The organism is Chitinophaga ginsengisoli (assembly GCF_003014595.1).
Taxonomy (GTDB): Bacteria; Bacteroidota; Bacteroidia; order Chitinophagales; family Chitinophagaceae; genus Chitinophaga; species Chitinophaga ginsengisoli.
Genome location: NZ_PYGK01000001.1, coordinates 1,037,216 through 1,051,952 on the forward strand (window position 1 = coordinate 1,037,216; position 14,737 = coordinate 1,051,952).

Genomic DNA, 14,737 nt, shown 5'->3' on the forward strand with positions numbered 1-14,737 from the left:
GCATTATCCTGCCTGGCTGGCATGTAAGCGGCTTTCTTCCATTTTCTTCACTATATCGAGCAGGGGGCCGGTCATAAATGTGGTAGCCAATGCCATCAATACCAGCATAGCAAAGATCTCAGGCGAGAGAATGCCGAGGTCATAGCCGATATTCAACACCACCAGCTCCATCAGTCCACGGGTATTCATCAGCGCACCTATTCCCAGTGAATCAGTCCACGACTGTCCCATGAGTTTCGCTGTCAACATACTACCTCCCAGTTTTCCGCCTACAGCTACAAGCATGATCAGGCCGAATACTGTCCATAGATGCCCCTGTCCAAGCAGGCCGATCTGGGTGCGTAAGCCTGTAAAGACAAAGAAAATCGGCAGTAACAGCAATACACTTACATCTTCCAGTTTATCTGTCATCAGCTTTTGCACGGATGCTTCCGCAGGCATGATCACGCCTGCGAGGAAAGCCCCGAACAATGCATGGATACCGATCACTTCTGCTGCCCATGCAGAGAATAGCAATGTTATAAAGGCTACCGCTACAACTGATTTATGGCGATTGGCCGCCTGTAGTTTGAGGATCTTTTTATTCAGCCATGGTTTCAGCAGATATAACATTGCGCCGAGGAACATAAGTGCCATCACCATCGTGATGACAGCGCTCCATAAACTGGCTGCCTTTACAATAGCGATTACAACCGCGAGAATACACCATGCAGTCACATCGTCAGCAGCAGCGCAGGTAATAGCCAGTAAACCAAGTGGAGTGCCACTCAGTTTTCTCTCCTGTACGATACGCGCCAATACAGGGAAAGCCGTTATACTCATGGCAATGCCCATAAATAAAGCGAAAGACAGAAAGTTTACATTGGCCGGTGAAAACTGCGGATAAATATAGTATGCCAGTGATACGCCCAGGAAGAAAGGGAAAATAATGCTGGCATGACTGATCATCACTGCATCATGGGCGTTGTTCTTCATTTTGTGTGTATCCAGCTCCATGCCTACTACAAACATGAAGAAAGCCAAACCTATCTGACTGAGGAACTGTAAATTTTTAAAGCCTTCTATAGGGAAAATGAATGCACTTCCACTGGGCCAGATCATGCCAAATAAAGAAGGCCCAAGAAAGATTCCTGCTACTATTTCACCAACAACAGACGGCTGCCCGATCTTATTGGCCAGCCAACCAAACAATCTGGCTGTCACCAATATCAATATGATCTGCAACAACAGTAATGCTAAAGGATGTTGTACATTATGTATAAGTGATGTCCATATACCCTCTGAGGCTGCCTGCGTTGACGCTGGCGTTGCGGTAACTGCCACCTTATTTGTTTGTGAAGTAGGATCTATTGTCAGGTGGTTACCTTGTCTGATTATTAACCAGATCAGACATCCGAAAAAGCCGATAATCAGCGGGTAAAGCAATAGTCTCTTATTCATAATTATATCGGTTGGTTGAACGAAAGATAATAATAATATCTGTGTACATCACACTAATGTAGTATTAAATTACTTTGAAAGTTATCCCGGAATAGTATCAGCTTCACAGAGGTTATGTATCTTGTTGACACTATGGATACAAGGAGAGACTTTATTAAAAAGGCCGCTTTATTATCAGGTGGTACAGGACTGGCAAGTGTACTGCCTGCATCTATTCAACGGGCACTGGCTATTAATCCCGAAGCAGGAAGCACCTATCTGGATGCGGAACATGTAGTATTACTGATGCAGGAAAACAGATCCTTCGATCATGCGCTCGGTACTTTGAGAGGAATACGTGGTTTTAATGATCCGCGTGCTATTACACTGCCTAACAAAAATCTTGTATGGTTGCAGTCAAATGCTGCCGGAGAAACGTATGCTCCTTTCCGCCTGGATATTAAGGATTCCAAGGTAACCTGGATGAGTTCTCTTCCGCACTCCTGGGAAAACCAGGTAGATGCCCGTAATGATGGAAAGTATGATAAATGGCTGGATGTAAAACAATCCGGCAATAAAGAATATAAGGACCTACCCCTGACAATGGGGTACTTCACAAGGGAAGATATTCCTTTCTATTATGCCTTGGCAGATGCATTCACTGTATGTGATCAGAACTTTTGTTCCTCTCTGACCGGTACAACTCCCAACAGGCTATACTTTTGGACAGGTACAATCCGTGAAAGGCAAAGTCCGGATGCAGCGCCCAACGTGCGTAACTCAGAAGTGGATTATCCTGCTCCTGCCAGCTGGACCACTTTTCCCGAAAGGCTGGAAGAGCATGGTATCAGCTGGAAAGTATATCAGAATGAATTGAGCGTAGGTGTCGGTTTCAATGGGGACGAAGATGCCTGGCTGGCTAATTTCACTGATAATCCACTGGAATTCTTCTCACAATACAGACCTCAGTTCTCAATAGCACACTACAAGTATTTACAAAGAAGCATCCCGCAACTGACGGATGCTATAAAAGCACTAGAAGGCAAGATCTCAGCTGGTGTTAATACTACGGCGCTGAGTAAGGAACTGGACGAAAAGCGGGCGCTGCTGGACAGGCTGAAAGAGGAGGAAGTTAAATGGCGTCCTGAGAAGTTTAATCTGCTTTCTCAAAGGGAAAAGAACATACACAGAAAGGCATTTGTCACCAACGAAAAAGATCCGGATTATCATCAGGTGACTACCCTGCTGTATCATGATGGTGACACGGAACGCACTATGAAGGTGCCCAAAGGTGACGTGCTTTATCAGTTCAGGGAGGATGTGAAAAATGGAGAACTGCCTGCTGTATCCTGGATCGTAGCGCCTGAGAATTTTTCTGATCATCCTGGAGCGCCCTGGTACGGTGCATGGTATGTTGCGGAAGTAATGGATATCCTGACACAAAATCCGGAGGTATGGAAGAAAACGATCTTTGTATTGGCATACGATGAGAATGACGGAGACTTTGATCACGTACCTCCTTTTGTACCACCACATGGACCTGGTACCGGACTTGCCTCCACAGGTATAGACACAAGTGTAGAGTATGTAACCCGTGAACAGGAACTCAGGAAAAAAGGCATGCAAGAAGAGGACGTGAGAGAGAGTCCTATTGGGCTGGGATACCGTGTACCACTGATCATCGCTTCCCCCTGGAGCCGTGGAGGCATGGCTTGTTCAGAGGTATTCGACCATACATCAACATTACAATTCCTGGAACATTTCCTGAGCCATAAAACAGGTAAGTCTATCGTAGAATCTAACATCACCGAATGGCGTCGTACTGTATGTGGTGATCTTACCTCCGTATTCCGTCCCTACAATGGGGAAAAAATACCTCTGCCAGCGTTCGGCGACAAAGATGCTTTCATAGAAAGTATCCACAAGGCGCAATTCAAAGACGTGCCCTCCGGCTTTAAACAGCTGACAGCAGCAGAAGTCGCAGCTATCAACCATGATACTACTGCGCCTTATATGGCAAGACAGGAAGAAGGTATCCGTCCGGCATGCGCATTGCCATATGAGTTGTACGTAGACGGAAAACCTGGCAGGGACAGAAAATCATTCGAAATAAAATTCACCGCTAGTACTGAATTGGCTGGTAAACAGTCTGCTGGTGTACCATTTAATGTTTATGCACCGGGTAAGTATCTGTCTAAAGATAACAGCTCTTTTGAATCAGTAAGAACGTGGGCTTATGCAGTAAAGGCTGGAGACAGTCTGACTGACAGCTGGCCTTCGGCATCATTTGAAAACGGTTTGTATCACCTGCGGGTATATGGTCCTAATGGGTTCTACAGGGAATTCGTGGGAGACGATAATGATCCGCTGGTGGATGTGGTATGTGGATATGAACGAAAGGGAAAAGCATTTACAGGTAACGTTTCTTTACAGCTGAACAATCAGCATAAGACACCGCTTACTGTAGAGATTATTGATCACGCATACAAAAGCGGGGATCATAAAAAGACATTGGCGGCAGGTGCTAAATCTTCCGTAGTGCTTGATCTCAGCAAGAGCTTTGGCTGGTATGATTTCAGTGTGCGTATCATTGGCAATAGGACTTTTGAAAGAAGATACGCCGGACACGTGGAAAACGGAAAAATCACATTCAGCGATCCTGCGATGGGCAGAGTGAAGTTATAGCAGAATATTACCTTTGCAGGCGAAACCACAAATACGTAAACATGGAATCAATAAAAGGTAAAAACGCACTGGTAACAGGTGCAGGAAAGGGAATAGGTAAAGCGGTGGCAAAACAACTGGCAGCAGAAGGCGTGAACCTGGCTTTGCTGGCGCGCACTGAAAAAGATCTGCAGGCGGTTGCCGATGAGTTAAAAGAAACAGGTGTAAAGGTGGTTTATGCTGCTGCTGACGTAGCAGACAGAAAAGCGGTGGAAGCTGCAATAGCGCAAATGAGCACCGCACTTGGCAGCATCGATATCCTCATCAACAATGCTGGTATCGGTAAGTTTGCAAAGTTCCTGGAACTTGAACCGGAAGAGTGGGAGCAGGTGATAAAGGTGAACCTGTTTGGTGCTTATTATGTTATACGTGCGGTATTGCCGGGTATGTTGTCCCGCCAGAGCGGCGACATCGTGAATATATCTTCCACTGCGGGACAAAGAGGCGCACCTGTAACAAGCGCCTACAGTGCATCTAAATTTGGACTGATAGGTATGTCCGAATCGTTGATGCAGGAAGTACGTAAATCCAATATCAGGGTAACGACATTAACGCCCAGTACAATTGCAACCGATATGGCGATAGAGCTGAAACTGACAGATGGTAATCCTGAAAAGGTGATGCAACCTGAAGATTTCGCAGAGCTGATCGTAATGCAGTTGAAGCTGAACAGGCGGACATTTGTTAAGGAGGCCGGTTTATGGTCTACCAATCCGTGAGTAATCTTATCATATTGTTGTAAAGGTCCCGCACTATGCGGGACCTTTTATTTTTACAAAGCTTGTAATAGCTGTATCTGGTAGGCAACGGCCTGCGATTTCATCTTACGCAATATCAATGGCCATTGTACAGAAAAAAATGGTTGGAAGAGGCCAGCTATTTCATTCATGAAATAAATATCGGCGTCAGCAATATCCTTGGGATGGTTGCCAGATAATATCCTGCTGAACATCGCCAGCAGGCCATTGCTATCCTTATCACTGGACCAGGCAGTGAACCATACTTTTTCTTTGATATAGACAGCTCGTACCCACATATCGGAAATCCAACCCTGAACACGATAATGATCGTGTTTATATTTATCTTCTATCAACGGTAGTGACTTGGCAACATTCTCTATATAATGCTGGCGGCTTTCTTCATCTTCCAAAAGGAGTACATCCTCGATCAGTTTATCCTGTGCTTCATTTATTGACATAGACGCTCGTTTTAAAGTGACAATATGAAATTAAGCATATATGCCGAGGATGAAGACTCAAAAACGGAAAATGTTGTTATGGTGACACTGCGTAAACTTATAAGTCAGTTACCCGCGTTCTCACTCCTCCAATTTTTTCGCAATCTTACTAATCACTTTCAGCCTATCAATAATCACCAGCAACACAAACGCTCCACACAACACTCCCAGTGCTGCAAACACCAGATAAGTAAAATAATGTATTGTCCATTCCAATGCTATTCTCACTCTGTGTATAACACTGATCTTCTTTTCTGTCGCGCCTTCATACAAGGATAGCTTCACTGTGCAGAACTCGTTCTCCGTATCGAAGTTACCCAGTTCTACACCGAGATCCTGTAGTTTGCCTTCTGTTTCAAGTATTTTATCGTGCAGGGCAACCAGGTCTGTAATCGGCCCTGGTTTTGATTTTAATTCATTGAGCGACTCCAGTGTTTTCAGCAGGGATGCTTTTTGTGCATTCAGCTGACGGTATTCATTGGTCTTATCTACTTTGGTGATCTGAGTAGCTTTGATCACGCCTATTTTCTGAACAGCCAGATAAAAAGAATCAAATGCTTCGGGATTCACACCGATCATCAGATGTAATTCCCTGCTGCCTTTCAGGCCCAGTGCCTGTTCATATTGCACGATGGCTTTAAAGGCTGCTGTCTGTGCAGCGATCTGTTTGCTATCCTGCTCGAAGTGAGAGGATTTAGTTTTAACGGAGGCTGTTTTCTCATATTTCTGGCTGGGAGAAATGGCCATGTCGGGTTGGTGGCTGGCTGTACCCTGGAATTGTTGCATCTTTTCAGAAGCATAGTTTTTCCGGAGATTACCGATGCTCTCAAAGAAGTCATTACTGTAGTCGCTCGTCTGGCGACCATCGGGAGCAACATAGCCATAAATAAACCTGAAAACAAACAGCACGAGGAAAACAAGGGTTGCCCAACGCACCAGTCCCCAGATGCGGGCTTTAAAACTTTTCATCATATAGGGTATATATTATGTATGTAAGGTAAGGCAATTTTGGCGATGATAATCGTATATTTAGTATATGCTATCCGACCAACAATCACGCAAAGTAGCTGTTGTAGGCTACAACCGGATCCCTTTCGCCAGGCAGAATACTTACTATACTGACAAGGGTAACCAGGAAATGATGACCGCCGCTCTCAATGGCCTCATTGACCGTTATCACTTGAGTGGCCTACTATTAGGTGAAGTGGCAGGTGGCGCTGTGATCAAACATAGCAGGGAAATCAACCTGATGAGGGAATGTGTATTAGGATCGTCCCTGGACCACGCCACCGCTGCCTGTGATATCCAGCAGGCCTGTAACACTGGCATTGCAGCTTCCCTGTATATCGCACATAAAATAGCACTGGGACAAATAGAGGCCGGTATTGCCGGGGGAGTGGACTCCGCCAGTGATGTGCCGCTGGTATTGGGAGAGGGGCTGCGTAAGCGCCTGTTGGCTGCCCGCAGGGCTAAAACCTTTGGACAGCGGTTCAAAGAGCTGGCAAAGATCAGGTTCAAAGACCTGACACCAGTAGCCCCTATGAACATGGAACCCCGCACCGGCCTTTCCATGGGCGGCCATACAGAGATCACCGCTAAATACTATAAGATATCAAGAGAAGAACAGGACAGATATGCCCTGGAAAGCCACCAGAAAATGGCCCGGGCTTATGATAATGGCTTCTTTGACGATATGCTGACGCCTTTTGCCGGACTGGAACGCGATAATAATTTGAGAAGAGATACAAGCCTGGAAAAACTGGCCAAACTGAAACCTGCCTTTGACAAGATAAACGGCTCACTGACTGCTGGCAATTCTTCCCCGCTCACAGACGGGGCTTCCTGTATATTACTGGCCAGCGAAGACTGGGCAAAGCAACAAGGACTACCAGTACTGGCCTACATCACGTTCGCAGAAACGGCAGCCATAGAATATGTGCAGCATCAGCATAACCTCTTGCTTGCGCCTGTTTATGCCTCCGTAAGAATGCTGCAGAAAGCAGGATTGCAATTACAGGACTTCGACTTTTATGAGATCCATGAAGCCTTCGCCGCCCAGGTACTGGCACTACTGAAAATATGGGAAAGCCCGGCACTCATGAAAGAATTTGGGTACGACCAAGCATTGGGCAGTATTGACCTGTCTAAATTAAATGTAAATGGCAGCAGCCTGGCAGCTGGTCACCCCTTCGCCGCTACCGGTGCCCGGGTAATAGCCACAATGGCCAAGCTGTTGAACGAAAAGGGAGCAGGCAGGGGATTGGTATCTGTTTGCGCTGCCGGCGGACAAGGTGTTACGCTCATCATGGAAAAGTAGGCCATTATTGCTCAATTGCCAGTTCAAAAGCAGCATTCAGGATCAGTTTACCTTCAGTTTCACTATCTGCCCCCGTCAGCTTCCAACCTTTTATCTTGCCGGTTTTCCCCTTGGTCAATAAATCGGAGATTTGCTTATCCGTCAGTTTCTTGCCAAATACTTCAAACGGTACCTTAAACCCGCATACTTTGAAGTTGGCGCAGCCATAGGCGGTATTACCCTTCTTCAGCAGATGTGCTTTACATTTTGGGCATTGCTGTTCTTCTATTACAACAGCCTTTTTCGGCTCCTTGGGTTTTGCCTCTTTTTTAGGCTTTTCTTCCTTCTCTTTCTCCTTTTCCACCGGTTGATCAGGAGCGATGGTAATCACCTTATAATTTGCTGTTTTCACCTCCTTGGTCAGGTCTATGACCATCTGGATCAGTTCCTGCTTGAACGTATCCATGGCATATTCTCCTTTTTCAATGAGGCGTAACTTGCGCTCCCATATACCTGTCAGCTCCGGGCTTTTCAACAGTTCTGTCTGAATAGTATCTATGAGGTCTATGCCGGTTTGCGTGGCATAAATATTCTTCTTACGTTTCTCTATATACTTCCTGCGAAAGAGTGTTTCAATAATATTCGCACGCGTGGAAGGACGGCCAATACCGTTATCTTTCAGCAGTTCGCGCATCTCCTCATCGTCTACCTGTTTACCGGCAGTTTCCATCGCACGTAACAAGGTCGCTTCCGTAAAGGCCTTGGGTGGTGAAGTTTTTCCCTGATGTATCCTCGGGGTATGAGGACCGCTTTCGCCTACCACAAATACAGGCAGGATCTTCTCTTCTTCCTCACCCTCTTTTTTAGGCGCAACATCGTTGGCATATACTTCCTTCCAACCGGGCTCCAGGATCTGTTTACCAGTCACCTTAAACTCTACCTGCCCTACTTTACCCAAAACAGTAGTATTGGAGATCTTACACTCCGGATAAAAAGCGGCAATGAAACGCCTTGCCACCAGGTCATAGACACGCTTCTCATCCAGTCCCAGGTTGGCCGGATAAACGCCTGTAGGAATGATGGCATGGTGATCTGTTACTTTCTTGTCATCGAAGACGGTCTTCAGTTTTGGAATAGGCTTGGCAAGAACAGGCGCTGTTAATGCCGCATAAGGTGTCATATCCTGCAGGATGCCTGCAATTTTGGGATGCAGGTCTTCAGAGAGGTAGGTGGTATCCACTCTTGGATAGGTGACCAGCTTCTTCTCATAGAGACCTTGGATATATTTCAGCGTATCATCCGCAGAATAAGCATATTTCTTATTGGCTTCCACCTGTAACGCGGTGAGGTCAAACAGGCGGGGATTCCCTTCTTTACCCTCTTTCTTCTCAAAGGAAGTGATCTCAAAAGGATGTTCTTTCAGATAAGCCAATCCTTTCTCCGCCCTGTCCAATATTTTGATACGGTCAATGGTAGCGGTGAATTCCGTTTCCCGGTAAATGGTTTTTAACTCCCAGTATTCTTCAGACACAAACGCATTGATCTCTTTCTGCCTGGCCACGATCATAGCCAGGGTAGGGGTTTGCACCCGTCCGATGGAGAGTACCGTTTTGCCCATCGCGAACTTCTTGGTAAACAGCCGGGTAGCATTCATGCCCAGCAACCAATCGCCAATAGCCCTGGCGCTGCCGGCTGCATACAGATTATTGTATTGGTCAGCATCTTTCAGTTTCTGGAAGCCCTCGCGGATAGCTTCTTCCGTCAGGGAGGAGATCCACAGTCTTTTGACAGGCGCGGTGCATTGCGCTTTGAGCAATACCCAGCGCTGGATCAGTTCTCCTTCCTGCCCGGCATCCCCGCAGTTGATCACTTCCTCACATTGCTGTACCAGCTGTTCTATGACCTTGAATTGCCTTTCTACACCGTTGTTGGCTATGAGTTTGATGCCAAAGTTGGAAGGGATGATAGGAAGGTCCTCCAACCGCCAGAACTTCCATTGCTCAGTATAGTCATGTGGTTCTTTCAGGGTACAGAAATGCCCGAAGGTCCAGGTAACCTGGTACCCATTGCCTTCGTAATATCCGTCCTTACGTTGTTTAGCGCCGATGATCTCTGCGATATCTCTGGCTACGCTTGGCTTTTCAGCAATGCAAACCTTCATAGTCAATTAAACAGGGATGCAAATGTCGTATAAATAGACAGAAGCTACTTCACTTCTGCCAGGTATTTATGCACAAAACTGATAGCCATTGAACCTTCGCCTACTGCCGCGGCTACCCTGTTCATGGCATGGGCGCGTACATCTCCTGCGGCGAAGATGCCCGGACAGCTGGTTTCCAGCAGGTAAGGATCTCGGTCCTGTTTCCAGATCTTATTGAATGCATCGTAATTTTTGAGGTCCCTGCCGGTTTCAATAAAGCCTTTATCATCTTTGATGATGTCCAGCTCAATCCAGTCGGTGAATGGTTTGGCACCGATGAAGATATAAAGGGCATCCGCAGTCACCTGCCTCCGCTCTTTCGTATCTATATTACAGAGGCAAAGAGATTGCAACTTTTCTTCTCCCATAGCCTCAGCAATTTCTGTCTTTGGCAATACGGTGATATTAGGTGTACCGGCAATCTGCTCTATGAGGTAGGCAGACATGGTGCTGGTCAGATCTTCTTTACGGATGATGATATAAATATTCTTCGCAAATTTGGACAGGTACATAGCGGCCTGTCCGGCAGAGTTGCCTCCGCCCACAATGTAGACTTCTTTATCTCTGCAGGCGGCGGCTTCAGTGGTGGCTGCGCCATAGTAAATACCCGCACCTGTGAAGTCTGACACTCCTTTGGTTTCCAGCTGACGGTAATCCACACCGGTAGTGATAATCACACTACGTGTATTTATTTCCGTACCATCTTCCAGTACGATCTTTTTATAACCGTCTTTCTGTCTGATATCTTTCACTGACTGAGGGGTTATGAACTCCGTCCCCAGCCTGGTAACCTGTGCAATAGCACGACGGGTCAGTTCTGCTCCACTTAGTCCGCTGGGGAAGCCCAGATAGTTCTCAATGCGTGAACTGGTTCCTGCCTGTCCGCCGGGAGCCCGCTTTTCTATCAGCAATGTTTTCAGCCCTTCAGAAGCTCCATATACACCTGCGGCCAGTCCTGCCGGACCAGCACCGATGATCACAACATCGTAAACATCCTGTTTCACCTGTGGATTGAGCCCTGCTTTACGGGCGATGTCAATGATAGAAGGACAGGAAAGACAACCCCCATCGTCAAATATAACCACCGGGAGGTCTTTGATGGATAGGTTGTTCACATTCAGTAAACGCGTAGCTTCCTCCGATGCCTGCACATCCAGCCATTGATAGGGGATCAGGTTTCCTGCCAGGAAGTCCTTGATGGCATGCGACTTTGGCGAGAACTGGTATCCTAATACCTTGATGCCCTTAAAATCGGGACGGTATATTGCCTGCCAGTTATCCAGCAGATCGTCGATGATAGGATATAATTTTTCTTCCGGAGGACTCCATGGCTTCACCAGGTAGTAGTCCAGTTGTACAGAGTTAATGGCTTTGATGGCAGCATCTGTATCAGAATAGGCGGTCAGCAGCACACGTCTTGCATCCGGGTAAAATTCCATTGCTTTCTCAAGGAATTCCACACCTTCCATTTCAGGCATACGCTGATCCGAAATGAACATGGCCACTGTTTCACCTTTATTTTTCAGTTCCAGTAAAGATTCCAGTGCTTCACTAACTACAGTAGTACTTATTATTTTATAGCTCTCCCGGTATTGGTGTTTGAGATCTCTCACAATAGCACGTAACACTTGTGGATCGTCATCAATACAGAGAATATAAGGCGGATTATGAGTCATATGTTCTGTTCTTAGAATGGCATAAGTCAATTCAAAATTAACTTATAAATACGATTATCCATGAATGGGAAGTGACACGATAAAACTGGTCTCTCCCGGTTTAGATTCTACATTCAAATAACCTTTGTGCTGGCGGATGATCTGCGATACAATATCCAGGCCCAGGCCTGTGCCTTTACCCGGATCTTTTGTTGTAAAGAACGGATCATATATTTTGGCGATGATATCTTCTGGTATACCCGGACCATCATCGGTAATGATAACTTTCAGACAGTCTTTGTCCCGTTCTGTTTTGATGATAAGTCTACCCCTTTTATTTACCTCCATTGCATCCAGTGCATTATCGATCAGGTTGGTCCATACCTGGTTCAGTTCTCCGATCAGTGCACGCAGAGGGGGCAGGGTAGTATCATATTGCTCCACCAGTTCGATATTCCCTTTGCGTAATTTATACTGCAGAATGGAAATCGTATTCCGGATGCCATCATGGATATTGGTCAGTTGTTTATCATAACCCTTATCCATATGGGTGAATGATTTTACGGAACCTACCAGGTCTGCAATACGTTTAGAAGCCTCTTCAATATCGGATACAATTTTTTCCGTTACCAGGTTATTATTGATCCAGTTAAATACAGGAGAAATATCATTGGCGCCCAGCCGATGCCTGAACTCATCAAGACGTTCTTTGGTAAACCCAAACTCCACGAAGTTTTCTGCCAGTTCCATACTGTTTTCGACATTGAGTTCGTCCAGCCACTCTGTTAACTCGTCTTCTTTCTGGGAACGCTGCACAAGTGTCAGTGTAGATTGCTGTGACTTATGTTGTGAAAGCACTTCAAACATCTTCTCCTTGACAAGATCAATAGCGGCTGCATCCATGCGGATCTCCATTATACGTTTGAAGAACTCCGGCTGTAACTGCAGGTGTTTTTTCATAGAATGGGCCCCTCGTACCACCGCCGCAGCAGGATTATTCAGTTCGTGTGCCAATCCGGCAGACAGTTTACCCAAAGCCATCATTTTTTCGCTCTGCCGCAGGAAGGAAGTATAATCCCGCACCCGGTTCGTCATAATATGCACGAGGGCCTGTGTCAGCTCAAAATGATTGCGGATCAGTTCCTGTATTTTTTCAATAGGAAGATTAAGGATGACCACGTCTTCAATCGCTTCTCCTGTTACCTGGTATATTGTACCCCTTGAAAAAGGGAGATAACCCAATATCCTGCCTGGTTCTGCTATAATGAGCTCACGCAGCTCATTATTCTGCATCTGGCATATTCTCACGAGACCTGACACAATGAGCTGTGTGCCGAGCATCTTGTCATCTACTTTAAATATATAGCTACCCGCAGGATATTCTTGTCGTTCGCTATTGTCAATAAACCATTGCAACTGGTTGTCGGGAACGCCCTGAAGTGCTTCAATGGAGCGCATCCATTCAACGGTAGTGGTATTAGTCATGTAAGGATGATTATTGACCAGAAAGATACTTATTATTCGGCTAGGTTCCCACAGTGATGGTTGCCGGATTCATGTTTAAATAAAGCTTGAATACTCCGGGGAAGGTTTTACAAATGTTTCTTGCAGCCAGGTGGTTGTCAGGCGAGCCGTATAAGTTATATCAGAGGTTCGCTCAAGGTAGCCTCATCCTCCCTTAATCTTCCGTTCCCGAACGGAAGATTAAGGGAGGATGAGGCTACCTTGAGCGAATCTCTACTAAACCTCTGCCGAAGCAAAAGCAATTATTTCAGCGCATTCCTCAACTCATTTGCTGCATACCGTAATGCAGACTGTACCGCTGGTACATCAGCAATTGGGTTCAGCAAACCATAATCATGGATCATTCCCTGAATGCGCACCAACGTAACCGGTACCCCTGCCTCATCCATTTTCCGTGCGTATGCTTCTCCTTCGTCTCTCAATACGTCATTTTCCGCCGTCTGTACCAGGGTCGGCGGCAATCCTTTCAGATCTTCCGGCGTCGCTTGCAAGGGAGATGCATAGATTTCGTTACGTCCTGCCTCCGGCATATAATTATCCCAGAACCATATCATCATATTCCTTGTCAGGAAGCGGGAAGTCGCATACTGATGATAAGAAACAGTATCAAAGTTTGCGTTGGTTACTGGCCAGAAAAGCACCTGGAATTTGATCTCAGGGCCTTTTTTGTGCTTAGCCATTAACACGGTAGCAGCTGTCAGGTTACCACCAACGCTATTACCTACCACTGCCAGGCGTTTGCCATCTATGTTAAGTTCCGCACCATGAGCAGCGATCCATTTAGTAGCAGCATATGCCTCATTGAGCGCTGTAGGGTATTTCGCTTCCGGAGAACGGGTGTATTCCACAAATACGGCAACAAGCCCGGAATGAACCACGAGGTCCCTGACAAAGCGCTGGTGTGTCGGAAAATCTCCCAATACCCAACCACCACCATGAATGAACATAAAAGCAGGCAGTACACCGGTCTGTCCTTCCGGACGCACAATAAACAGTTTTACACTCAGTCCGTCTTCACTGATTGTTTTTTCAGTCACTTCTACTCTGGAAAGATCTACTTGCACAGATTGCTGTGCACCTTCCAATACTTTACGGGCATCGGCAGGCGTCATGTTTTCCATAGGATCACCGCCGGCACTGTTCAACACATTTAAAAAGGCTTTGACACGTGTATCAATAGCCGGGTCGATAGCCGGATCCAACACTGCAATAGTGTCGCCAACAGCAATTAAATGTTCGGTCATATAGTTATATTTTTATGGATGTTAATAATGGACATCCACAAATCTATTATATAGATATGCGGGCATCAATGGCAGAATAATGGCGTCTGTTGTACAATTCGGGGTAAAAGAAATAGATGGGCAGGATTCAGTCATGCACTATGGAAACAAGGCCGGTTAGCACCACAGCACTAACCGGCACACAAACCTGATAAACAAGTTGCAGCCGTCCGGTCACCGGGCGGCTATTTTATTTTTTCCTCATGCGTAAGGGTATACATTGTTCATTGTGTTGTTATGGTAGACTGCCTGTTAAATACTATTTAATAACTGACCTATGGAATATGAAGAACATCAGAAGCACGAGATACTTGCCAGAATGTTATGTTACCTGGTGCTGCCTTTTTTGAGTTTTTTGTTTATCGCAATCATAGCTATTCTTATTTATTCGCTTTCATA

Annotated in this window: 10 protein-coding genes; 3 read left to right on the forward strand and 7 right to left on the reverse strand. The window is 46.0% G+C overall.

What is annotated here, in order from left to right:
• Positions 1–3: 3 nt before the first annotated feature.
• Complete coding sequence (locus CLV42_RS04425) at positions 4–1,440, reverse strand: cation:proton antiporter (protein WP_106600651.1); 1,437 nt, start codon at positions 1,438–1,440, stop codon at positions 4–6.
• A gap of 132 nt (positions 1,441–1,572) precedes the next feature.
• On the opposite strand from CLV42_RS04425, the gene CLV42_RS04430 reads away from it, so the two are divergent.
• Entirely contained in the window at positions 1,573–4,104 is a 2,532-nt protein-coding gene (locus tag CLV42_RS04430) for a phosphocholine-specific phospholipase C (protein WP_106600730.1), read from the forward strand.
• A gap of 41 nt (positions 4,105–4,145) precedes the next feature.
• Positions 4,146–4,862: a 3-ketoacyl-ACP reductase gene (locus CLV42_RS04435; protein WP_106600652.1), complete on the forward strand. Its 717-nt coding sequence runs from the start codon at positions 4,146–4,148 to the stop codon at positions 4,860–4,862.
• Between the two features lie 53 nt (positions 4,863–4,915).
• On the opposite strand, the gene CLV42_RS04440 is transcribed toward CLV42_RS04435, so the two are convergent.
• Together CLV42_RS04440 and CLV42_RS04445 are read right to left on the reverse strand one after the other, a co-directional pair.
• Complete coding sequence (locus CLV42_RS04440) at positions 4,916–5,341, reverse strand: SufE family protein (protein WP_106600653.1); 426 nt, start codon at positions 5,339–5,341, stop codon at positions 4,916–4,918.
• Between the two features lie 120 nt (positions 5,342–5,461).
• Positions 5,462–6,352: a DUF4349 domain-containing protein gene (locus CLV42_RS04445; protein ID WP_211303382.1), complete on the reverse strand. Its 891-nt coding sequence runs from the start codon at positions 6,350–6,352 to the stop codon at positions 5,462–5,464.
• Between the two features lie 64 nt (positions 6,353–6,416).
• Here CLV42_RS04445 and CLV42_RS04450 point away from each other — a divergent pair, with 64 nt between their 5' ends.
• Positions 6,417–7,697, forward strand: a complete 1,281-nt coding sequence (locus tag CLV42_RS04450; protein WP_106600654.1) for an acetyl-CoA C-acetyltransferase — start codon at positions 6,417–6,419, stop codon at positions 7,695–7,697.
• A gap of 4 nt (positions 7,698–7,701) precedes the next feature.
• Here CLV42_RS04450 and CLV42_RS04455 read toward each other — a convergent pair whose 3' ends face one another.
• The 4 genes from CLV42_RS04455 to CLV42_RS04470 all read right to left on the reverse strand — a co-directional run bounded on the left by CLV42_RS04455 (position 7,702) and on the right by CLV42_RS04470 (position 14,299).
• Positions 7,702–9,837, reverse strand: a complete 2,136-nt coding sequence (locus CLV42_RS04455; protein ID WP_106600655.1) for a DNA topoisomerase 3 — start codon at positions 9,835–9,837, stop codon at positions 7,702–7,704.
• A 44-nt stretch (positions 9,838–9,881) separates the two neighbouring features.
• Positions 9,882–11,552 (reverse strand): FAD-dependent oxidoreductase, encoded by a 1,671-nt coding sequence (locus CLV42_RS34505; protein WP_106600656.1) that lies wholly within the window; start codon positions 11,550–11,552, stop codon positions 9,882–9,884.
• A 54-nt stretch (positions 11,553–11,606) separates the two neighbouring features.
• Positions 11,607–13,016 (reverse strand): ATP-binding protein, encoded by a 1,410-nt coding sequence (locus CLV42_RS04465; RefSeq protein WP_106600657.1) that lies wholly within the window; start codon positions 13,014–13,016, stop codon positions 11,607–11,609.
• A gap of 281 nt (positions 13,017–13,297) precedes the next feature.
• Positions 13,298–14,299, reverse strand: coding sequence for an alpha/beta hydrolase (locus tag CLV42_RS04470; RefSeq protein WP_106600658.1), 1,002 nt, complete (start codon positions 14,297–14,299; stop codon positions 13,298–13,300).
• Positions 14,300–14,737: the final 438 nt, after the last annotated feature.

Excerpts from the sequence above, each read along its gene's own strand:
- CLV42_RS04425 (WP_106600651.1), bottom strand. The coding sequence starts at position 1,440 with ATGAATAAGAGACTATTGCTTTACCCGCTGATTATCGGCTTTTTCGGA.
- CLV42_RS04430 (WP_106600730.1), top strand. The coding sequence starts at position 1,573 with ATGGATACAAGGAGAGACTTTATTAAAAAGGCCGCTTTATTATCAGGT.
- CLV42_RS04435 (WP_106600652.1), top strand. The coding sequence starts at position 4,146 with ATGGAATCAATAAAAGGTAAAAACGCACTGGTAACAGGTGCAGGAAAG.
- CLV42_RS04440 (WP_106600653.1), bottom strand. The coding sequence starts at position 5,341 with ATGTCAATAAATGAAGCACAGGATAAACTGATCGAGGATGTACTCCTT.
- CLV42_RS04445 (WP_211303382.1), bottom strand. The coding sequence starts at position 6,352 with ATGATGAAAAGTTTTAAAGCCCGCATCTGGGGACTGGTGCGTTGGGCA.
- CLV42_RS04450 (WP_106600654.1), top strand. The coding sequence starts at position 6,417 with ATGCTATCCGACCAACAATCACGCAAAGTAGCTGTTGTAGGCTACAAC.
- CLV42_RS04455 (WP_106600655.1), bottom strand. The coding sequence starts at position 9,837 with ATGAAGGTTTGCATTGCTGAAAAGCCAAGCGTAGCCAGAGATATCGCA.
- CLV42_RS34505 (WP_106600656.1), bottom strand. The coding sequence starts at position 11,552 with ATGACTCATAATCCGCCTTATATTCTCTGTATTGATGACGATCCACAA.
- CLV42_RS04465 (WP_106600657.1), bottom strand. The coding sequence starts at position 13,016 with ATGACTAATACCACTACCGTTGAATGGATGCGCTCCATTGAAGCACTT.
- CLV42_RS04470 (WP_106600658.1), bottom strand. The coding sequence starts at position 14,299 with ATGACCGAACATTTAATTGCTGTTGGCGACACTATTGCAGTGTTGGAT.